At 43.5% G+C, this 21048-nt stretch carries 22 protein-coding genes and 2 tRNA genes; 12 read left to right on the forward strand and 12 right to left on the reverse strand.

Annotation, left to right across the window (positions count from 1 at the left end; genetic code table 11):
- Nucleotides 1-9 precede the first annotated feature (9 nt).
- Nucleotides 10-2094 (forward strand): M28 family peptidase, encoded by a 2085-nt coding sequence (locus KI659_RS11480; protein WP_213945478.1) that lies wholly within the window; start codon nt 10-12, stop codon nt 2092-2094.
- A gap of 32 nt (nt 2095-2126) precedes the next feature.
- Here the strand turns inward: KI659_RS11480 and KI659_RS11485 are convergent, their stop codons facing one another.
- The gene (locus tag KI659_RS11485; protein ID WP_213945479.1) at nt 2127-3287 is read right to left on the reverse strand and encodes a THUMP domain-containing class I SAM-dependent RNA methyltransferase; all 1161 of its coding nucleotides are present in this window, start codon (nt 3285-3287) and stop codon (nt 2127-2129) included.
- Nucleotides 3288-3386: 99 nt separating this feature from the next.
- Between KI659_RS11485 and KI659_RS11490 the strand changes: the two genes are divergently transcribed.
- The 5 genes from KI659_RS11490 to rlmF all read left to right on the forward strand — a co-directional run bounded on the left by KI659_RS11490 (nt 3387) and on the right by rlmF (nt 8150).
- Nucleotides 3387-3698 (forward strand): hypothetical protein, encoded by a 312-nt coding sequence (locus tag KI659_RS11490; protein WP_213945480.1) that lies wholly within the window; start codon nt 3387-3389, stop codon nt 3696-3698.
- Nucleotides 3699-3790: 92 nt separating this feature from the next.
- The gene (gene mnmA / locus KI659_RS11495; RefSeq protein ID WP_213945481.1) at nt 3791-4999 is read left to right on the forward strand and encodes a tRNA 2-thiouridine(34) synthase MnmA; all 1209 of its coding nucleotides are present in this window, start codon (nt 3791-3793) and stop codon (nt 4997-4999) included.
- An 11-nt stretch (nt 5000-5010) separates the two neighbouring features.
- The gene (locus KI659_RS11500; RefSeq protein ID WP_213945482.1) at nt 5011-5727 is read left to right on the forward strand and encodes a pseudouridine synthase; all 717 of its coding nucleotides are present in this window, start codon (nt 5011-5013) and stop codon (nt 5725-5727) included.
- A 61-nt stretch (nt 5728-5788) separates the two neighbouring features.
- The gene (locus tag KI659_RS11505) at nt 5789-7291 is read left to right on the forward strand and encodes a M28 family peptidase (RefSeq protein WP_213945483.1); all 1503 of its coding nucleotides are present in this window, start codon (nt 5789-5791) and stop codon (nt 7289-7291) included.
- Nucleotides 7278-8150, forward strand: a complete 873-nt coding sequence (gene rlmF, locus KI659_RS11510; protein WP_213945484.1) for a 23S rRNA (adenine(1618)-N(6))-methyltransferase RlmF — start codon at nt 7278-7280, stop codon at nt 8148-8150. The genes KI659_RS11505 and rlmF overlap by 14 nt, the downstream gene beginning before the upstream one ends.
- Before the next feature lie 29 nt (nt 8151-8179).
- Here rlmF and KI659_RS11515 read toward each other — a convergent pair whose 3' ends face one another.
- The 4 genes from KI659_RS11515 to KI659_RS18615 form a co-directional block, all read right to left on the reverse strand.
- Nucleotides 8180-9115: a DUF4097 family beta strand repeat-containing protein gene (locus KI659_RS11515; protein ID WP_213945485.1), complete on the reverse strand. Its 936-nt coding sequence runs from the start codon at nt 9113-9115 to the stop codon at nt 8180-8182.
- The gene (locus KI659_RS11520) at nt 9099-9488 is read right to left on the reverse strand and encodes a TM2 domain-containing protein (RefSeq protein ID WP_213945486.1); all 390 of its coding nucleotides are present in this window, start codon (nt 9486-9488) and stop codon (nt 9099-9101) included. The genes KI659_RS11515 and KI659_RS11520 overlap by 17 nt, the downstream gene beginning before the upstream one ends.
- The gene (locus KI659_RS18725; protein ID WP_213945487.1) at nt 9481-9789 is read right to left on the reverse strand and encodes a DUF2752 domain-containing protein; all 309 of its coding nucleotides are present in this window, start codon (nt 9787-9789) and stop codon (nt 9481-9483) included. Before KI659_RS18725 ends, KI659_RS11520 begins: the two co-directional genes overlap by 8 nt.
- Before the next feature lie 123 nt (nt 9790-9912).
- Nucleotides 9913-10977: an oxygenase MpaB family protein gene (locus KI659_RS18615; protein ID WP_213945488.1), complete on the reverse strand. Its 1065-nt coding sequence runs from the start codon at nt 10975-10977 to the stop codon at nt 9913-9915.
- 54 nt (nt 10978-11031) lie between these two features.
- Here KI659_RS18615 and KI659_RS11535 point away from each other — a divergent pair, with 54 nt between their 5' ends.
- The 4 genes from KI659_RS11535 to KI659_RS11550 all read left to right on the forward strand — a co-directional run bounded on the left by KI659_RS11535 (nt 11032) and on the right by KI659_RS11550 (nt 14418).
- Nucleotides 11032-11940 carry a TolB family protein gene (locus tag KI659_RS11535; protein WP_213945489.1) on the forward strand — a complete coding sequence of 303 codons (909 nt, stop codon included), beginning with the start codon at nt 11032-11034 and terminating at the stop codon, nt 11938-11940.
- Between the two features lie 47 nt (nt 11941-11987).
- Nucleotides 11988-13280: a tyrosine--tRNA ligase gene (gene tyrS, locus KI659_RS11540; protein ID WP_213945490.1), complete on the forward strand. Its 1293-nt coding sequence runs from the start codon at nt 11988-11990 to the stop codon at nt 13278-13280.
- 103 nt (nt 13281-13383) lie between these two features.
- Nucleotides 13384-14088: a TetR/AcrR family transcriptional regulator gene (locus KI659_RS11545; RefSeq protein WP_213945491.1), complete on the forward strand. Its 705-nt coding sequence runs from the start codon at nt 13384-13386 to the stop codon at nt 14086-14088.
- 111 nt (nt 14089-14199) lie between these two features.
- On the forward strand, nt 14200-14418 hold the full coding sequence (locus tag KI659_RS11550) for a hypothetical protein (RefSeq protein ID WP_213945492.1): 219 nt from the start codon (nt 14200-14202) through the stop codon (nt 14416-14418).
- Nucleotides 14419-14461: 43 nt separating this feature from the next.
- Here KI659_RS11550 and KI659_RS11555 read toward each other — a convergent pair whose 3' ends face one another.
- The 7 genes from KI659_RS11555 to KI659_RS11585 form a co-directional block, all read right to left on the reverse strand.
- Nucleotides 14462-15478: a YihY/virulence factor BrkB family protein gene (locus KI659_RS11555; protein WP_213945493.1), complete on the reverse strand. Its 1017-nt coding sequence runs from the start codon at nt 15476-15478 to the stop codon at nt 14462-14464.
- 64 nt (nt 15479-15542) lie between these two features.
- A complete protein-coding gene (locus tag KI659_RS11560; RefSeq protein WP_213945494.1) occupies nt 15543-16103 on the reverse strand; it encodes a 1-acyl-sn-glycerol-3-phosphate acyltransferase in 561 nt (186 codons plus the stop codon).
- A gap of 4 nt (nt 16104-16107) precedes the next feature.
- On the reverse strand, nt 16108-16893 hold the full coding sequence (locus tag KI659_RS11565) for a patatin-like phospholipase family protein (RefSeq protein WP_213945495.1): 786 nt from the start codon (nt 16891-16893) through the stop codon (nt 16108-16110).
- A complete protein-coding gene (locus KI659_RS11570) occupies nt 16883-17728 on the reverse strand; it encodes an MBL fold metallo-hydrolase (protein WP_213945496.1) in 846 nt (281 codons plus the stop codon). Before KI659_RS11570 ends, KI659_RS11565 begins: the two co-directional genes overlap by 11 nt.
- Before the next feature lie 63 nt (nt 17729-17791).
- A complete protein-coding gene (locus KI659_RS11575) occupies nt 17792-18739 on the reverse strand; it encodes an acetyl-CoA carboxylase carboxyltransferase subunit alpha (protein ID WP_213945497.1) in 948 nt (315 codons plus the stop codon).
- Nucleotides 18740-19124: 385 nt separating this feature from the next.
- Nucleotides 19125-19520: a DUF3037 domain-containing protein gene (locus KI659_RS11580; RefSeq protein ID WP_317194908.1), complete on the reverse strand. Its 396-nt coding sequence runs from the start codon at nt 19518-19520 to the stop codon at nt 19125-19127.
- Nucleotides 19486-20280, reverse strand: a complete 795-nt coding sequence (locus KI659_RS11585) for a HipA family kinase (RefSeq protein WP_213945498.1) — start codon at nt 20278-20280, stop codon at nt 19486-19488. The genes KI659_RS11580 and KI659_RS11585 overlap by 35 nt, the downstream gene beginning before the upstream one ends.
- A 359-nt stretch (nt 20281-20639) precedes the next feature.
- On the opposite strand from KI659_RS11585, the gene KI659_RS11590 reads away from it, so the two are divergent.
- Nucleotides 20640-20713, forward strand: a tRNA-Asp gene (locus tag KI659_RS11590).
- 115 nt (nt 20714-20828) lie between these two features.
- A tRNA-Asp gene (locus KI659_RS11595) sits at nt 20829-20902 on the forward strand.
- Nucleotides 20903-21048 lie beyond the last annotated feature (146 nt).

Below are 21048 nucleotides of genomic sequence, written 5' to 3' on the forward strand. Positions count from 1 at the left end.
TTAACATATATGAAAAAACTTTTAATCAATTGCCTCCTACTGTCAGTAACCGGTATCCTTCACGCCCAAGATTATGATGGATTTTACCAAAGTCAGGTAAATGACCAGAAGAAAGTGGAAGCAGAGTTCTTGAAAACTGTTGATTTTAATAGTTTCAAGCAACACCTCAAGACCTTGACCAAAGAGCCTCATGTGGCCGGTAGCCCCGCAAATGAAAGGGTTAAAGATTACATGATGGAAACCATGCAAAAAGCTGGATGGGACGTGGAAGTATATCCTTACGATGTCTATATGTCCAAGGATCCGGGTGAATCAGTGGTGGAATTGGTTTTGCCCATCCGGAAACCATTGAACCAGCAAGAGTATATTTTGGAGGAGGACCCCTTTTCGGCTGATCCAAATCTTCTCAAAGGTTGGAATGCCTATTCGGGTTCGGGAGATGTCACCGCCGAAGTAGTTTATGCAAATTACGGTACCAAAGCAGATTTTGAGCTGCTAAAAGAAATGGGAATTGATATCGAAGGCAAGATTGTATTGGCCCGGTATGGGGGCAATTTCCGTGGATACAAAGCCAAATTTGCCCAAGAATATGGTGCTGCCGGATTATTGATATTCACAGACCCAAAGGATAGCGGCTTCACCAGGGGGCTGGTTTACCCAGAGGGGCTATTTTATAACGAAAGCGCCATTCAGAGAGGGTCACTTCTTACGGAAGACTTCACCGGGGACCCCTTGACACCATTTGATCCGGCATTGCCGCTGGATGGTGACACGGATGTCAAACGCTTGGATCCGGAAGAAACCAACCTGCACAAAATCCCTGTGACCCCAATACCTTATGGTTCGGCAAGGGAAATTCTAGAGCACATGAAAGGCAAGCCTGTACCTCCTTCCTGGCAGGGAGGACTACCATATACTTATAGACTGGAAGGCGGCGAAAACCTGAAAGTGAGAGTTAAAGTGGACCAACCCCGAGATTTTGTTCGTGTCCACAACGTAGTAGGGACTTTAAAAGGGTCAGAAAGACCTGACGAATGGATTATTCTGGGTTGCCACTATGATGCTTGGGGTCATGGAGCCACAGATCCAAACAGTGGAACTGCCATGCTTTTGAGTCTTTCAGAAACCCTTGGGCAAATGGAAAACAAGCCTAAAAGATCCATTTTAATCGGCCATTGGGATGCAGAGGAACATGGGGTAATTGGTTCTACGGAATGGGTGGAACAGATGAAAGAGGAATTGGAAGCCAAAGCGGTTGCTTATATCAATTTGGATGCGGCTGTCTCTGGTAGAAACTTTGGAGCAGCCTCTTCTCCTACCCTAAAAAAACTCATCATCGAATCCTCCAAGGAAATCACTTTCCCTGATTCAGCCAAAACCGTATTCGAAATTTGGGCTGGTGATAAAGAGGAGCCCTCAATTGGTAATTTAGGTGGTGGTTCGGATCACATAGCTTTTTATATGCATGTTGGGGTGCCTTCCCTAAATGGCGGCACCGGTGGCCCTACACTTTACCATACCAATTACGACACTTTTCATTTCTATGAGAAATTCGTAGACCCTACCTTCAAAATGGGCGCAGCAGTTGAGCAATTGATGGGATTGATTTCCTTGAGGCTGGCCAATGCTGAAGTAATCCCGTATGATGTGGCAAGGTACGGCAAGGATTTAAAGCTACATTTTGAGAATGCCGAAAACCAAGTGAAAGGGTATAAATCGGACTTTGCAGGTTTCACAAAAACCCAGATGGCACTTGAGAAACTGCTGGACCTGGGTCAAAAATATGAAGCTGCCTTGAAAAGTAAAATGGAAAGCGGCGACCTTTCCCCGGAAGTAAAAGATGATCTTAACACCAAACTTTTAGGCTTGGAAAAGAGCTTTATCGATCCAAAAGGCATGTATTTTGGCTCTTGGTATAGGTCACTTTATGCATCTACAGATCCATTCAGCGGTTATGCTTCCTGGATGCTGCCGGGCATAATGTATGAAATCGAACAAAAGGAAACTGAGCGGTTGGCAGAGTGGGATGAGCGGTACTCAGCTGCCATTTCTGATCTAAATGCCAAAATTGAAGAGCTAAATAATATTTTATAATGAAAATGGCCGGATAAGCTCCGGCCATTTTTTTACTCCTTACTTCCTTTGTATAATTCATATTTTAAAAGTCTACAGTCCAAGGTGCCGTTGTAGAACTCCATCCTTCTTTTGGCTTTCAAGCCAATTTTTTTGGCCAGGTCAAGGTTACCGGTAAAAATATAACCTGTATACCCTGCCCCTTTTTGCTTCATATAATCCCCTATTCTCTTATAGGTTTCCTCCAACTCAGTTTCTTCGCCCAGCCTTTCGCCATACTCAGGGTTTATGAAAATAATGCCCTTTTCAGTTTCGGGAAGCTCCACATCAGCAAAATCACCCTTTTCGAAAATGATATGGTCTTTCACCCCAGCTACCTTGGCATTTTCCAAGGCCCCATTGATGGCAATCTCACTTATATCATTGGCAATGATGGTAACAGCTATATTGTCATTTACTTTTGACTTAAGGTCAGCTTTCATTTGATCAAAAACTGCCTCATCATAACCTTTTATATACTGAAATGCATATTGGTCTCTATAAAGCCCTGGATATCTGTTTGTGGCCACCATGGCTGCCTCAATAGCAACCGTTCCCGAGCCACACATTGGATTTACCAGCACGCCTTCCCCATTCCAATCGGCAGCCATCAGCGTAGCCGAGACAAGCGCCTCCAGCATCGGTGCCTTGCCAGGTATCTTGCGGTAACCATGTTTAGCAATGGTATCACCTGACGTGTTAATATACAGTATGGCTTGCTTGTCTTTCCAATACATCTGAAAAACAGCTCCAAGATATTCTGAACCGGAGTCAGGCCTAGAACCGGTGTTTTCTCTAAACCTGTCGACAATGGCATCTTTTATCCGCACATTTACAAAAAGCGGATTATCGACACTTTCATTTTCAACATGGCTGGAAACTGAAAAATAAGTATCATTCGCTATGTAATTCTCCCAAGGAAGGGCCTTCACCCTTCTATAAATATCATCTGCATGTTGCAGATAAAAAGACTTGATTTCAAACAGTACATGGCTGGCGGTTCTCAAATGAAGGTTCAAATAGATACACTCATTCAATGATGCATAAAGCTCTATGCTAGTCCTGTTCACTTTTTTGGGCTTGAAGCCAAGTTCTACAAGTTCTTTTTCCAGATAAGGAGCAAACCTGTCTTTGCAGGTAATGACTACTTTTCCCTTTTGTCCAAAATCATTCATAACCACAAAAGTAGACAAAATTGATGAAGGGAATGCCTTAGCATTTAGCAAACAATTTTAAAGCGACAGGATTTTATTAGAAACCTAACCTATAAAATCATGAAATTTGACAGAAATACCGCCAAACAAATCTGCAACGATTCTGAGCTGGATCTATTTGATGACAGCCTTGGGAGGAAATTGGAAGCCCACAGCGCTGCGGAACTAAACCAAAAAATCAAAAGGGCGCGAGAGTTTAGGAACAAATATCAGGATCTTTTCCGTAGGCAGTCTTTGGAAATGCTCGACAGCACTGGAAACAAGCAGGGCAACTCCCTTTCAGCAAACAGCCGGACAGAGCAGAAAATAGACCTGATGAGCGAAATTCTGGAGCGCTTTGAGAAGCAATTACAGACCATACAAGAAAATTGAGTTTTTCTATTCTATCTTTGTGAACCCAAAACGGCAAAGAAGCTGTTAATTGTGAAACCTCATGGGCCTTGAACCCATGAAAAATTTCAAGAATGAATACAAAGAAAAGAGTAGTCATAGGCCTCTCGGGAGGTGTCGACAGCAGTGTTGCGGCAAGTTTATTGTTAGATCAAGGGTATGAGGTCATCGGAATGTTCATGAAAAACTGGCATGACGAAACCGTGACCATTTCCAATGAATGCCCATGGATGGAAGATAGCACTGATGCCATGTTGGTCGCTGAAAAGCTTGGGATCCCCTTCCAGGCCATCGATTTATCGGAAGAGTACAAGGAAAGGATCGTGGATTACATGTTTGCCGAATATGAAGCAGGCCGTACGCCCAATCCCGACATCCTATGCAACCGAGAAATCAAGTTTGATATTTTCCTCAAAGCAGCACAAAAGCTGAAAGCTGACTTTGTGGCCACGGGCCATTATTGCCAGAAAGATTCCATAGAAATGGACGGCAAAGAAATTCACCGCCTCATTGCCGGGGCAGACAATAACAAGGACCAAAGTTATTTTCTTTGCCAACTAGATCAGGCCCAATTAGCCAAAGCCCTATTTCCAATCGGGCATCTTCAAAAATCGGAAGTAAGGGCAATCGCCAAGGAAAAAGATTTAATCACTGCGGATAAGAAAGACAGCCAAGGTCTTTGCTTTATAGGAAAGGTGAAATTACCAGATTTCCTCCAGCAGCAACTCAAACCCAAAAAGGGTGAGATCAAGGTGGTTTCGGATGAACTTCCCATTTATCAAAACCAAAACATTCCAGAGGGCCTTCCTGAAACTTGGTCGGAGGAAACACTAGACGCAATTTGCCTTCCGATTCATTATAATCCTGATCAAGGAAAGAAGATTGGCGAGCACAATGGTGCACATTACTTCACCGTGGGTCAAAGAAAAGGGTTAAATGTGGGTGGGACCGGCAAGCCGCTCTTTGTTATCCACACGGATACCAAGGACAATATCATTTACACCGGATTAGGTGAAGACCACCCCGGTTTGATGAGAAAAGGTCTTTTTGTCAAAACTGAGGATATCCACTGGGTTAGGGAAGACCTGAAGCTAGAAGTTGGTCAATCGGCCAAATACCTTTCCAGGATCCGCTATCGGCAGCCACTTTCCGCTGCCACACTGATCATGAAAGAAAAAGGTCTTTACGTGATTTTTGACCAGCATCAAAAGGGAATTGCCTCAGGACAATTTGTCGCCTGGTATAAAGATGAGGAGACAATTGGCTCAGGAACAATATTTTAAAGTAAAAAACCATGCTCGAGATCCTTTTTCAGGACGAACACTATATCATCATAAATAAACCCGCTGGCATGCTTGTGCATCGAACCAAGCTGGCCAAACATGACGTAGCCGAATTTGCGATGCAGCTGCTGCGCGATCAGTTGGGCCAGTGGGTTTATCCCCTTCACAGGATCGACAGGCCTACTTCTGGGGTTCTCATTTTTGCAAAATCTTCGGAAGCAGCAAGTGCTTTTGAAACACAATTTTCAGAAAAGAAAATCAAAAAGTACTATCTGGTCCTGGTGAGAGGTTTTTTCACTGAAGAAAAAGTTTATTTAGATTACCCTTTGAAGAAAGAAGAGAGCCAGGAAATGCAGGAGGCCCAAACTACGTTTTGGAAAATGGCCCATTTTGAAGTGCCCCTTCCCTCCTCCCCAAAACATCCTACAAGCCGATATTCCCTTGTCAAAGCCTTTCCCCATACCGGGCGAACCCATCAGATCAGAAGGCACTTGGGACACCTTAGAAACTATATAGTTGGGGACACTTCCCATGGAGACAATAAGCAGAACAAGTTTTTCAGAAGCCAATTCGATCTCCATAAGCTTATGCTCCATGCCTGGCAGGTTGAATTTTCTCATCCTTTTACAGAGGAACTCATAAAGGCGGAAGCTCCCTTGCCAGAATATTTTGCCGATATTTTGGAAAAATTAAGAAATCCCGAGCTGCTTGAATTGCCTTGTGATTGATAGAAAACCTGCCCAATCGACATTTTTACTTATATTTAGGGTTATTACTAAAAACTGTAAAATGAAGAAAAGATACCTTTTTACCTTAAGCTTTTTACTTTCCTGCTCCATAGCCATGGCCCAGGAGCACAAAGAGAAAATCGAAAAATCCGTTGAGAGAAAGGAGGCAATCTCCCATTTCAGATACCTTGCTTCTGACGAGATGAAAGGCCGGGACCCTATGCGTCCTGAAATTGATCTGGCAGCCCGTTATATTGCCGAGCAGTTTTGGCGCTATGGGGCTCAGGAAGTTGAAGGAGCAGACGGCTTTTACCAGTTTGTGCCTTTCCGCGTTTCTGGCCCTCCCAGCAAAGGTGAGCTGAAAATTGGAGACCAAACCTACGAACAGGGTACAGATATTTTGGTTCTTGACGGCTCCGACCTTAGCGGTTCCTATTCATTGATTGCCGCTGGACACGGTTTGGAAGATGATTACAGCAACTTGGATGTAGATGGAAAAATCGTAGTCGTAAAAGTTGGTGCACCAGACCAAATGAGCCCTTCAGAATTGATGGCGTTGGGCAGAAAAAAGAAAGCTTTGGCCAAAGAACACGGAGCGGCTGGATTGATCGAAATGTTCAATGCACCCACTGCCCCTTGGGGAATGCTGACCAATTACCTGAACCGAACCCAAATGACCGTGGATGAATCGCAGGATGAAGCATCATTGCCTTACATTTGGTTAAAAGATTTAAGTGGAGAACACTATGCATCGGTAAATCAAGGAAATAAGTCAGAAGCCGAAATCACTATTGAAGGAAAAATTAACCGCAAAATCCAAGGCAGAAACGTGGTGGCTGTCATCGAGGGTACCGACCCTGAGCTGAAGAATGAGTACATCATGCTTTCCGCCCACTACGACCATATCGGCGTGGGCCAGCCCAATGCCGAAGGTGACTCTATCTATAATGGTGCTCGGGACAATGCCGTGGGCACAGTGGCAGTGATCAATGCTGCAAAATATTTTGCAGAGAACCCTCCGAAAAGGTCCGTATTGCTTTGTGCCTGGACAGCTGAGGAAAAAGGCTTGTTGGGTAGTGCCTATTTTGCGGACAACCCACTGGTTCCGTTGGATAACATTGTTTTTAACATGAACATTGACAATGGCGGTTATAACGATACCAGTTTAATTACGGTCATTGGATTGGGAAGAACTACCGCCGACCCTTTGATTGAGGATGCAGTGAGAGCATTTGACCTTAAACCTACTCCCGACCCTTCTCCGGAGCAAGGCCTATACGACAGGTCTGATAATGTTAATTTTGCCAGAAAAGGGATCCCCTCGCCTACTTACAGCTTAGGCTTCACGGCATTTGATGATGAAATTGGAAAATATTACCACCAACAAGCCGATAGAGTAGAAAATTTTGACCTGGATTATGCCATGCTTTATTGGAAAAGTTACTTGCTTTCCGCTCAAAAAGTGGCTGATATGGATGAAAGACCATTTTGGTTGCCTGGCGACAAATATGAAGAAGCCGGAAGAGAATTATATGGCATGGAAGCGGTAAATGAAGGAAATTAAGCATAACCTCCATCCCGAAAACATCCATAGGTTTGGGTACGATTTCGAAATGCTGATAAAGGCCGATCCAAGATTCAAGGCATTTGTGAAACCCAATCCATACGGAAACCTTTCCATTGAATTTGCAGACCCAAAGGCAGTCCTGGCCCTCAACCGGTCCCTGCTTTTGGCACACTATCAAATAAAGGGATGGCGTTTACCCCCTGATCACCTCTGCCCTCCTATCCCAGGGAGGGCAGATTATTTGCATTATGTCAGTGATTTGTTTCCGGATAAAGCAAACTTAAAAGGTTTGGATATCGGAACAGGGGCAAGCGGAATTTATGCTTTATTGGGAGCTAGTCTCTTTAATTGGGATTTTATTGCTTCCGACATTGACAAAAAGTCCCTACTAAACGTGGCCAGAATTCTTTCCCACAATCCTCAATTGCAGGACAAAATAGAATTAAGGCACCAAGAAAATTCCAGGTTTATTTTTAGGAATGTGCTCGAAATGGATGAAAGGATGGATTTTACCATTTGCAATCCCCCATTTCATACATCTGCAAAAGAAGCCGCCCAAGGAACTCAGCGGAAAAACAGAAACCTTAAGCTAAATACCAAAACCTTAAACTTTGGCGGCAAAAACAATGAGCTATGGTATCCCGGGGGAGAATTGAAATTCGTTTCATTGATGATCCGTGAAAGTGAGGGTTTTCAAAAAAACTGCACGTGGTTTACTTCCCTGATATCCAAAAAGGAAAATCTGCCTCATCTATTAAAAGTGATTGAGGAAATGGGAGCATCTCCTAAAATTGTAGACATGTCCCAGGGGCAAAAGAAAAGTAGAATGCTTGCCTGGAGTTATGGTAAATTGTAAAGGGATGACTTTTGTCATCCCTTTTTCTATTAATTCGTAATGCTCAACCTGCCCGAACTCACACTTCCTGAGATAGTTTGGTTTGAATTGTTATTCAGGTTTAATCTTTTACCCTTTTTCACATTCCCCACCGTTAGACTACCGCTGCCAGCCGTGAAATCAAAATTGTAGTCATTCAAATTGCTGCTTGTAGTGATATCTACCCTGCCAGAACTGGATTTCAAATAGGTATTTGGTCCAAGGCCAACGTTGCTGCCGGAAATCTTTCCTGAAGACACAATTAGCTTTCCTGCTTCATTGACATCAGTCAGATCGATGGATCCGCTGCTGGTGGACACATTCACCACACCGTTTATCTCTTTAAGGGTGATTCTGCCACTCGAGCCCTTGAAATCCACATTTCCATCAACACCTTCAAGTTCCACCCGGCCGGAAGAAACAGATCCTTCTACGTCCCCTCCTATCATTTTGCCCTTTATTTGACCCGAAGAGGAGGTCAGTTTTAATTTATCCACCATGATATCACTCAATTCCATTCTGCCTGAACTTACCCTCACTTCTGCGGTATTGTGCTGGATTCCACTTAGAAACACCCGTCCGGAACTGGATCTAATATTGACCTTCATCCGCTCAGGGCCTGTTAGGCTGATAAACCCTTTGGTATTCATATTTCCTCTAGTTTCCTTTCGCTCCAATTCCACCTTCAATTTCCTACCTGAAACCGTGTAAATGATATCGTGACTATTCTCCCTGTTTGATTCCAAAAAGGCATTCAAAAACACATTTTTATCATTGGACCTACCCTCATAAGATACTTCCAGGAATCCCCCTATCACCTCAATTTCCTCTATATCATGAAAAGTCTTCTCAATATCCACAATAGTGTTCATCTGCGAAAACCCGCACGATGGGAAGAGAAACAAGGCAAATATGCCGTATAGGCAAACTTTAAACAATTGGCTCATTGGTAGAGGGATTTTCAGGGTTATTCATATGGGACATCATGGAAAGGGTTTCATGGGCCACTTTCACATTGTATTCGTAAGCCAAGCTTTTATAATTGACCAAATCGACGAGGGTACCGATAAAACATAGACCTGCAGTCAGCAAGTAAAGAATGCCAAGTCCAATTTGCCCGAGGACAAATCGGTGCAGACCGGCAAAACCCACAAAACCCACCAGCGATAAAATCAATACCATCTGGGCGTCTTTTCGTCGTGCACGATAAACTTGCGCAAACATGTGCGCCTGCTCTTCATTCATGTTTTTCAGGATCCCTTGGATATATCCAAGCTCCATACCTTCCAGCTCGGGTAGGTGTCTCAATACATTAGCCATAGTAATGATAATTTTTGAAGTTTTTAATCAGTTTTACGATCCTAAGCAAAATCACCACGAAGGCGAATCCGGCTAAAGGATGCATGCTGAATGAGGCAAGCCAATCACCGTGCATCAACAGATTCATTGCTCTTCCCAAGCCACATCCGGGACACCAACTGGCTCCCAGCTGATCAAGCGGACACAATGAAAAGTGAGCTGCTCCTGCTGGTTCTAAGTACCAGATCACTATCAAAGCAGTAATCCAAAATAACAGTTCTAGCGGAAACTTTTGAACGATATGTTGAAGGTATTGCTTCATTCTGTACAGAAAAGTACGAAAAGAATGCCATTAGAAAAAATAGCCCAATAGGATAAATAAAGGCATTTTTGGTAAATCTTACTGCACGGTTAGAATACATAAAAATGTCCGTTTTTGAACATTTTATTGTAAAGCGGGCAAATTAAGCTGTACTCTATGGCCAAAGGTCTCCACAGCCTGCTGCTGGAATTCAAATGTCAATTTTTGATGGCTGCTGGTAGAAAATGGGCGGGTGAAACTGATATTCAAAAGTGCAAGGGTCAAATTATCCGGAATGGGTCCTCTTGGGATATTCAATGAATCGGCAACCTCCTCCCCTACGAAAAAACGCACAAGATACTTTGACAGGGGTGCAAATGGCTGCCTTCCCTTTTCATAATATGAAAGCAAGTTATCCATTAGCAACTGTCCCTCAGGTGAAAATTTGAGGTGCCGTTTTCGAATAGTCTTTTCCAAAATACCTGCTTCATGTAAGGTCTCAGGCCAAAACTCAACATCCAAGCCAAGATAATATCCAATGGCCTTCCAGTAATGAAGAAGGGATTCCGACATATCCCTGCTGAGAGGCTTTCCCATTTTCCTGAAGCCCCTAAAAACCATGAGGCTAAAAGCTAAATTTGTACCCAACATATCTTCTTGATTGACTGGCTTCCCCCACTCAGGATTCCAACCCCGGTCATGTTTTTGAATATAAAACCTGGAAATCGCGTGAATAAGTCGCACCTTGGCTAAGGTTAACAGGGAGGATCGATTCTTCAGGAAACTTCCAGGCTTGAAAGCGTCCAAAACAAACCAAGCGGTTTCCATCAATCGCTCACCGGGATTGTTCAGAATGCGTTTGGATCGCGCCAACACCTTGGCCCCATCGGCAAACGCATAACAATAAGGCAAACTATATAACCCCAACAGCGCCATATACTTATTGCCTTCCTTTGCAAAAAAGGTTTGAGAGGTCTGAAGCTTAAAAGGGTCTAGCGTAAAATTATCATGTTGGTAAAAATCAAGAAATGCTTTCAGATTTGCAGGAAAATCCACGGGCAATTGAGCGGGAATTTCTTTCCATTCGTTAATAGTTTCTGAAAGTCCGGGGGTTTCAAGTAATGACAAAACTGCTTGGTCGGCCAAAGGATCCTGACGCTGCCGGAGTTCATCAAGGGCCCCTGGGGCATATAATTTAAATTTCTCCACTTAAATTTAACCCCTATTTACTAATTTAGGTTTTCATAAATTAATTGATAATTGATGTATAGATTATTTGCACTCACGCTGGGACTTGTCCTGGCCGCCAATTCAAATTTAATTGCCCAAGGCTCCACAGATATTATTGCTTTAGAAACCACCTATTTGCCTGTGCTGGGAACCTTCAAAATTGACGCTGGGTCTGCCAAGAAAATCACGGACAGAAAAGGGTATGACAACCAGCCCGGCTTCATCAATGATAAACAAATGGTATTTTCAAGCCAGGATGATACAGGTTTCCATGATATCATTCTTTACAATTTTGAAACAGAGAAATTCACCAATATTACCCGCACAGATAGCAAAAGCGAGTTCTCGCCTTCCCTTACAGATTGTGGCCAATATATTTCAGCGGTTACGGTAGAAGAAGACAGCACGCAGAGACTATGGCTCTACCCCATCAACATGGGTGAACCCGAGGTGCTTTACGATGACATTGCCCCGGTGGGGTACTATGACTGGTACGACAATAAAGCAGCCATGTTTATCGTAGGACAACCGCACAAATTGATATATCCCTATAGCCGCGATGAGGTAATCACCATAGCTGAAAATATTGGCCGCTCCATCCGGAAAAGACCCAAAACAGATCAAATTACCTATATCAATAAGGCAAATAGCGTGGTTGTGGATGGTAAGCCTGTCTTAGAGATCATGTCCTATGATCTCGAAAAAAGAAGGAAGGAAGTTATTGGTCTCACGCATACCAGTTCAGAGGATTTCATCTGGGTGGATAAAAATCAAATTCTGATGGCTGAAAACAACAAACTTTATATTAAAAACATCAGGAAAAACAGCGATTGGAAGGAATTGGGTACTGTTGAAGTGCCGGGTTACGCAAACATTTCCCGAATGGCCATCAGCCCCAAAAGCAACAAACTCTTGTTGGTGATGGATAGGCAAGAGAGATAGAAAAACGTATATTTGCAGCTTTATTTATAAAAGCACGAAGAGACACTATGAATAATTTTATTGAAGAATTGAAGTGGAGAGGCATGTTGCAGGACATGACCCCTGAAATCGAAGAGCACCTGGCCAAAGGAATGGCCACGGCTTACCTTGGATTTGACCCCACAGCCGATTCTTTGCATATTGGGCACCTGGTAGGTGTCATGGTTTTGCTTCATTTCCAACGGGCCGGCCACAAGCCCTTAGCCCTTGTGGGTGGAGCCACAGGTATGATTGGGGATCCTTCCTTTAAATCTGCCGAAAGAAACCTGTTGGACTCGGAGACTTTGGAAAGAAACATTGATGGCTTGAAAAAGCAGCTTTCCAAATTTTTGGACTTCAACGCCCAAAGTGAAAACAATGCCGAATTAGTCAACAATTACGACTGGATGTCCAAATTCTCCTTTTTGGAATTCATCAGAGACATCGGCAAGCACATCACGGTCAATTACATGATGTCCAAGGACAGTGTGAAAAGACGACTTGAGGAAGGAAATGGCCTTTCCTTCACTGAATTTTCCTATCAACTTATCCAAGGCTATGATTTTCTCCATTTATACAAGGAGAAAAACTGCACCGTCCAGCTTGGGGGTTCCGACCAATGGGGAAATATCCTAACAGGAACCGAACTCATCAGAAGAGTGGAAGGAGGAAGTGCACATGCCATGACGGTACCTTTGATCACCAAGGCTGACGGTTCAAAATTCGGCAAGACCGAAGGTGGCAGTGTATGGCTTGACCCGGAGAAAACCTCCCCTTACGCATTCTACCAGTTTTGGCTAAATGTATCCGATGAGGATGCCTCAAAATACATCCGAATTTTCACTACGCTGGATCAAGAGACTATAGAAAGGCTTGAAAAAGAGCATCAAGAAGCTCCACATTTAAGAATTCTTCAAAAAGAAATTGCAAAAGCGGTGACGATCATGGTTCACAGCGAGCAGGATTATGAAATGGCCCTGAAGGCTTCCAGCATTCTTTTTGGAAAATCTTCAACAGAGGACTTGGCCTCGCTTGATGAAAGAACCTTCTTACAAGTGTTTGACGGGGTTCCTCAGCAGCAATTGTCAAAAGACGACTACCAGCAATCACAAAACGTGCTTGACCTCCTAGGCGACAAAGTTCAAGGATTGGTATTTTCCTCCAAAGGTGAAGCCCGAAAGATGATCCAAGGCGGTGGAGTAAGCATCAACAAGCAGAAACTCGCAGATCCTAATCAGGGATTAGCGTTTACACTTTTGCAGGACAAGTATATGCTGGTTCAGAAAGGAAAGAAGAATTATTACATTATTGAGATTGTCTAAATAATTTAAGGGGAAATGCTTTCAATTTCCCCTTAATTCCAACAAATAATTAAATTAGATTCAAAAAATCTAAACTATATTTAAGCCGCTAATTTTATCATTTATGGGTGTTTACGAAAGAAAACAGAAGGAAAAGGACATACTCAGTGCAGCTATCAAACTTTTTACGGCCAAAGGCTACCATGCCACCAAGATGGACGATGTAGCCAAGCAGGCCAAAATGAGTAAGGGCTTGATTTACTTTTATTACAAAAATAAGGAGGACCTTTATATGGCGGTGACTAAAAAGGCCTATGAGGAGCTAACGGATGTCTTTTCCAAAATTTTGGCAAAAGGTAAAGCCAAAAAAGGCATTGAGATCATTGATGAATTGGTAGAAACCTATTTTGTCTTCATAAGAGAAAACACCATGTACCATGATGCGGTCGTAAATTTCATGAGCATCATGAATCTTTATAACCACACGGCCACCAAAGATAAAATTGATCCGTTGATCATGGAAAGCCCCAATTTTCTGAAACTTTTGGATCTGCAACATGAGCCGGCCAAAATAGGGATTCAGATGATCTCCCAAGGCGTAAGGGATGGCAGCTTGAGGCCGGACCTGCAGCCGGAAATAACATTTTATACCATTTGGTCCATGCTTATTGGATTTGAAAAACTCAATGGACCTGCTGATATGGAAAGGAATGATATAAAAATCACCAGCGAAACCTGGAAGCATGGCTTCCTAAGGTTGCTACATGTTATGCTACGTGGTTCTCTAGCCGCTCCGAAAACTGCAGCAGTCCAAGGAAGTTTATTTTAACCTTAAATTGGTAAAAAATTAAATAAACAAGGAGCGATTAACATTTCAGGCATTTTTATTGTTATTTACTTATCTCGATATTTAAATTTTGTGTAACTAAATAGCAAGAATATGACTCTATTGTATGGGGCACTTATAATTCTCGGTGTAGCCTTGGTACTTTTTCTGATATTCAAAAAAGTATTCACCAAAAAAAGAATGTCTGGTGAGGAAGTCCTCAAAAAGGAGGTCCATCACTTTGATCATAAAACCGGAGATGAAAAAATAGAAGGTAAGGACGAAAGCAAGCCTCACCGTGAAGAGGCTGATCACAACAAGAAAATAAAATAACTAAAGGCGATCTTACCGATCGCCTTTCTCTTTTTCTTAACCTTTAATTCTTGAACCTACCCCTGTTTTTAGGTTTTTCCTCTTTATCCTGTGAAACCTCTTGGTCTCGGTCCTCAGCATTTTTGATTATCTTCCCACTTTTCCAGTCCACTTCCATCAGTTCTACCCTCACTGCTTCTTTGAGAGGTTTGATATTTCCTCCGATCTTTTCGGCAATGTAAAATGTAATCTGTGCCCCAAATAGGAAGATAACCACCGAATAGTAAATCCATATGAGCACAAAAACCAATGAACCGGCGGTCCCATACGCACTGCCCACATCGGAATTGGCCATATAGAAACCAAGCAAGTATTTCCCTAAGGCAAACAGCAACATGGTAACAAATGCGCCTAGCCATACATCACGCCACCTCACGCGGGCATCGGGAAGAATTTTATACATAAGTCCAAAAATCACCACAAGTATGCCTTGGGCAAACAGGAAATTGACAGCCGAAGCCAGCCAGAGTGTGCCCTCATTGATCAAGCCCGCCAAATACCTGAAGAAAATCACAATCAGCGCATCAATAACCAGCGATACAATAAGAACAAATCCAATCGAGGCCACCATGGAAAAACTCAGGGCCCGATTGATCAGAAATTTAAGGATGCCCCTCTCAGGTTTGGGGCGGATATGCCAAATGTGGTTGATACTATTCTGAAGACTCACAAAAACAGTGGTGGCACTAAATATCAAAACAGCAATCCCGACTACTCTGGCCCAAATGCTCGTTTCATCCACTGCTGCGTTTTGCATGATGTTATCAAAGGTCTCCGCACTGTCGCTACCCAGCGTGTCACTCACCTGGTTGAGCATTTCCTCTCGGACTTCCCCTTCACTGTAAAATGCAGCGGCGATGGTAAGCACGATGATCAAAAGTCCCGGCATACTAAAAATCGTGTAGAAGGCCGTGCTGGCTGCAAAGGTCATGGAGTCATTTTTGGTAAAATCCTTGACGCTCTCCTTAATAATTTCTACTGCGGTTAAGTTCTTAAGCTTTTTGATTCCTTTCTTGATCATAAAAAAATAGGTCTACCTTATTATCATATAAAGTAGACCTATCTCAAAATGTTTACAAAAACTCCTATCTGATGCCTTTTTCAGGGTATTTTCCGGTTACAGTTCTTCCAAAAGCCATCATTTCCTGGATCTGCTCGTCAATCATTCCATTTGGCTGAATCAATGGGCCAATTCCAGCCTCTTTTTTCTTGTAATCCAAAAAGCCCACGACCACCGGTACCTCTGCCCCAAGAGCTATATGGTAAAAGCCGGTTTTCCACCTTGGCGCATAACTTCTGGTACCCTCCGGGGTCACCATGATCACCAATTCATCCCGCTCCTTGAGCATGTTGATCATCGCTTCGGTGTAGGTCTGCTTCCGTTTGCCGGTAACCTTTTTCCTGTCTATGGCAATCCCGCCCAAGGCTTTGATTAACCAGCCCAGGGGTCCTACCATGATTTCTTTCTTGATGGTGAACCTTACCGGCACATCCATAAGATAAAAGGCTGCCCTGGCATACAACAGGTCCCAGTTGGACGTATGGGGAATGGCAATCAATACGGCTTTCTTCAGCCCTTCAGGCCAGCCTCCGACCACCTTCCAACCGGTGATCCAGAAAACAAACTTTGCTAATAATTTCATCATAATCTTACTGTGCGGATACTAGATTTAATAGAGAGGGCGTATTTTCAATATATTCCAAGCCCCCTTCATATCCGGCCGTAAAAATATCCTTTGCACGCTTAATATCAAAAGCACCGAACCTGGCCATTTCGGTAGGTTCTATAAAATAATCACATTTTTCCTTCCTGCTATAGGAATTGAAGTTCATGGACATGATGACCGTTCGCTCAATCAGGGTTTTGATGTTCTTGATATTAGGCTGTTCAGGAAGGTGGTTACAGTTCACGCCGATAATCACATCACACACACCATCAAGAGGTTCCACCGGCAGGTTATTCAATACCCCCCCATCCACATAGTACTCCCCATCAATCAAGATGGGATCAAACATCCCCGGAATGCAGGAGCTGGCCATGATCGCTCTAATTATTTCCCCTTCAGAAAAATAAACGGCTTTTCCCCTACAAATATCCGTAGCAGCAATGGTCAAAGGTATTTTGAGTTTGGAAAAATCATTGTGCTCCAGGTATTGGGAAAACAGCTTTTCCAATATTTCCATTTTTAGAATACCCACCAAACTTACTGCAGGCCTCAAAAATTTGAAATATTTGGTTTGCACGATGATGTCAAAAATGGCGTCGGGCGTATATCCCTCACAGTACATGCTGCCCACTATGGCACCGGCACTGGTTCCCGAAACCCGGTTGGGGAATATCCCCTTCTCATTCAGCGCCTTGAGCACACCCAGGTGGGACACGCCACGTGCGCCACCACCTGAAAGCGCTATTCCTATTTTCTTCCTAGATTTCACTAAGCTTAAGCGTTTTGTCAAGTCTTACTCCTTTCTCTGTCATTTTCACGGTGCAACACTCGTTTTCGGAATCATGTTCCAAGAAAATCACATACTGCTCAGCAGCAGCCTCTTCCAAAAATTGCTGCTTTTCATCCAAAGTCAACAAAGGTCTGGTATCATACCCCATCACATACGGCAAAGGGATGTGTCCCACAGAGGGTAGGAGATCAGCGGCAAATACAACCGTGTGGCCTTTATAGGAAAGCTTGGGGATCATCTGCTTATCGGTATGTCCGTCGGCAAAGAAATATTCAAACCCATCAAACAACTTTTTCTCTTCCATATCGGTAAAATGCAGTTGCCCACTTTCCTGCATGGGAAGGATGTTTTCTTTCAGAAAACTGGCCTTCTCCCTGGCATTCGGCACAGTAGCCCATTGCCAATGGTCCTCATTGCTCCAGTATTTGGCATTTTTGAAAACCATCTCGGGCATATCCGCATTGCCGTTTTTGTACTGCACCCCTCCCCCACAATGATCGAAATGCAGGTGGGTCAAAAAGTTGTCTGTGATATCATCAGCAGAAAAACCAGCATTCTTTAAAGAACCGTGAAGGCTGGCATCACCGTGAAGGTAATAATGGCTAAAGAACTTGGCGTCCTGCTTGTTCCCAATACCGTTGTCAATCAAAACCAGCCTATCGCCATCTTCTACCAATAGACATCGCATGGCCCAGGTGCAGAGGTTTTTATCGTCTGCAGGGTTGGATCTTTCCCACAAAACCTTGGGCACCACTCCAAACATTGCCCCGCCATCCAGCTTGAAAAAACCGGTGTCAATCACATGTAGATTCATAGTATTTGCATAAAAAAACCTCTGTGATTTGAAGACAGAGGTTTGATTGAAAGATTATTTCAATTATTCATTCACCACACCCATTGAGCAGAATTTGTTGATTCTGGTTTCAATGCGTTTGTCTGGCTTCATCTTATCCAATTCCGCCAAGGCTTTAAGAATGGTTTCCTTCAATGTTTTTGACATGGTTTTCATGTCTTTGTGTGCCCCGCCAAGCGGTTCTTCAATGATGCCGTCGATCAGTTTGTTCGAAAGCATGTCATTGGCTGTAAGCTTGAGGGCTTCGGCCGCCTGCTCCTTGTAATCCCAGCTTCTCCAAAGTATGGAGGAACAGGATTCCGGTGAAATCACCGAATACCAGGTATTTTCCAACATGAAGACCTTATCACCGATGGCGATACCCAAGGCCCCGCCTGACGCTCCTTCGCCTATAATAATACAGATTACCGGCACAGTGAGCTTAAACATCTCCTTTAGGTTTTTGGCAATGGCTTCACCCTGACCTCTTTCTTCGGCCTCCAGACCTGGGAAAGCACCCGGAGTATCGATTAGCGTAACGATAGGTTTTCCAAACTTCTCAGCCATCTTCATCAATCTCAAGGCTTTGCGGTAACCCTCAGGGTTGGCCATTCCAAAGTTTCTTTCCTGACGCTGCTTGGTGTTTCGGCCTTTCTGCTGTCCGATAAACATCACCGAACGGCCATCAATGTCACCAAGTCCACCGATCATCGCCTTGTCATCCTTTACACTACGATCACCGTGGATTTCGATAAAATCCTGCGTGATCTCATAGATGTAATCCAGTGCATAAGGCCTTTCGGCATGTCGGGACAACTGAACCCGCTGCCATCTGGTGAGGTTCTGGAAAGTTTCTTTTTTCAAAGCCTTTATTTTTTCTTCCAAAGACTGTATATCTGCTGATAAATCAATGCTCTTTCCTTGGGCCAAGTCCTTCATTTCCTGAAGCTTTTGCTCTAGGTCGGCAATTGGTTTTTCAAATTCTAATACCATAGTAAAAGTTTTTAACTGCTTACAAAGATAAAAATTAATTTTAAGAATAATATTCTGTTTGCAACTCAGTTTCCATTTGCCTTATAACCAGGGATGAAACATTTGTATTTAACTATCAAACTACCCTAAAATTAATATAACTGAAATCTATCTTATTAAAACCTGATAATGCGCTCGCTGTTTCGATGGTTTAGGAGTTTATTTCCCGGTGAGTGCTGCGCACTTCGGGAAGGTTTAGGAGTTTAGTGATGAAGGTTCACCCCACCCCCCTAAACCTTAAACTATAATCTATAAACCATAAACAGCTTGCAGCAATCTAACCTCCTAAACCTCCCGATCCGCGAAGCGGTTATCGGGAAATAACCTTCTAAACCACGATTCAAATTCATAAAACGTTTTCTTCAAACAAGCGCTCAAAAGTGGTTTCCAAATCATCAGTCAAACCAGTGTGGGGTCTGGAGGTTTGGATGATGGAGCTCCTAACGGCTGTCATCCAGCGAAAACGGGATGCCAGGTCATATTTGGATATCGGCCCTCCATCTGGCGAACCCACACAGATTTTTTCAAAAGAATTCAGGTGATCCATCAACAGTTCAAGGTCTGCCGACGGATCCAAAGCCTTAAGTTTTTCCTGATTTAGGGCAATTTTGCATTTTAGAAAATTGCTTTTCCAAGCGCACAGCAATATCCCCACATTGATAAACTCCTCCCGTTCTACCCGCGGCACCACTCGGATGACGGCATACTCATACAAGTGCTTTTCTGGCATTTTTTGCTTCATTAACAAAGGTTTGGGAATAGTTTAATCTAGTGGTGAGAAAAGACGCATACACCGATCTCATTTCCATTGGATCTTCAGACTCACCAGTAGCCAACAACCACGCATCCGGAATGGTGGCCACAATTTTATGAATTGCTTCAGTTGTCAATAAAGCGCTAAATGCTTGGTCAACCTCCTCCAAATCGGCAGCAGCGGGTAGGAGCACATGATCTTTGATCAAAGGAAATGGACTCTTTGCCTGCTTCTCCCAGTTAGCCCAGGAATGATGGAAGAGAAACGAAGCCCCATGGTCGATAAGCCAAAGCTCCCTATTCCACACCAGCATATTGGTATTTCTAAAGGAGCGGTCCACATTTGTTATAAAGGCATCCAGCCAGACGATCTTTGAGGCAAGTTCTGCATCTATATTCATAGCCACTGGATCATAATTGACCGCCCCGGAAAGAAAATGAAGCGCCAGATTCAGCCCTTGGCTTCCTTTGAGCAGATCCTGGATTTCCTCGTCCCCCTCAGAACGTCCAAAAGCCTCATCAAGTTGGGCAAAAACTATTTCAGGAATTCTGAACCCAAGTACCCGGGCAATCTCCCCTCCCACCAACTCTGCAATCAGGGCTTTCTCTCTTTGACCCGCCCCCCTAAACTTGATGACATATTTAAACCCATCATCAGCATCCGCCAAGGCTGGCAAAGATCCCCCTTCCCGCAAGGGCAAAATATACCGTTCTACATTAACGGTCCGAATATCCAGCTTTGAAACCATTTCGTTTTTTATCAGAAGACCAAAGATAGGAATTTCAATTGGTTTAGGGGTTTATTTCCCGGTGAGTGCTGCGCTTCGGGAAGGTTTAGGAGTTTATAGATGAAGGTTAACTTTCGGTGCCCTAAACCAGAAAGTTTGAACCATCAGCCAATCCGCAGAGGGCTTCGCCAAATTCAACCAAGATGCAACCTATTTATCTGCCTGAATAACTATTTAAAGCTCTCTCTTAAAATTTTTAAATAAAAATATTCTACTGATTATGAGCCATATGAAACAATGTAAAGATTTTGTTCTTGTCAAATTTTGCAATAAAAGGAAGAACTCCTACCTTTGCATCACTTCAAACGAGAAGTATTTACGGAGTGGTAGTTCAGCTGGTTAGAATGCCTGCCTGTCACGCAGGAGGTCGCGGGTTCGAGTCCCGTCCATTCCGCATAAAAATATTGTCAATTTGAAACACATTGGAGTGGTACTTCAGCTGGTTAGAATCCTTGTCCCGAGCAACGCTCGGGAAGGTCGCTGGTTCGGATTTAAATTCTGAAAAAAATGGAGTGGTAGTTCAGCTGGTTAGAATGCCTGCCTGTCACGCAGGAGGTCGCGGGTTCGAGTCCCGTCCATTCCGCAAAAACATATTCAAATTGACAACACTGGAGTGGTAGTTCAGCTGGTTAGAATGCTTGTCCCGAGCAATGCTCGGGAAGATCGCTGGTTCGGATTTAAATTCTGGAAAAAATGGAGTGGTAGTTCAGCTGGTTAGAATGCCTGCCT

Source organism: Litoribacter ruber (assembly GCF_018449405.1).
GTDB classification, from domain to species: Bacteria; Bacteroidota; Bacteroidia; order Cytophagales; family Cyclobacteriaceae; genus Litoribacter; species Litoribacter ruber.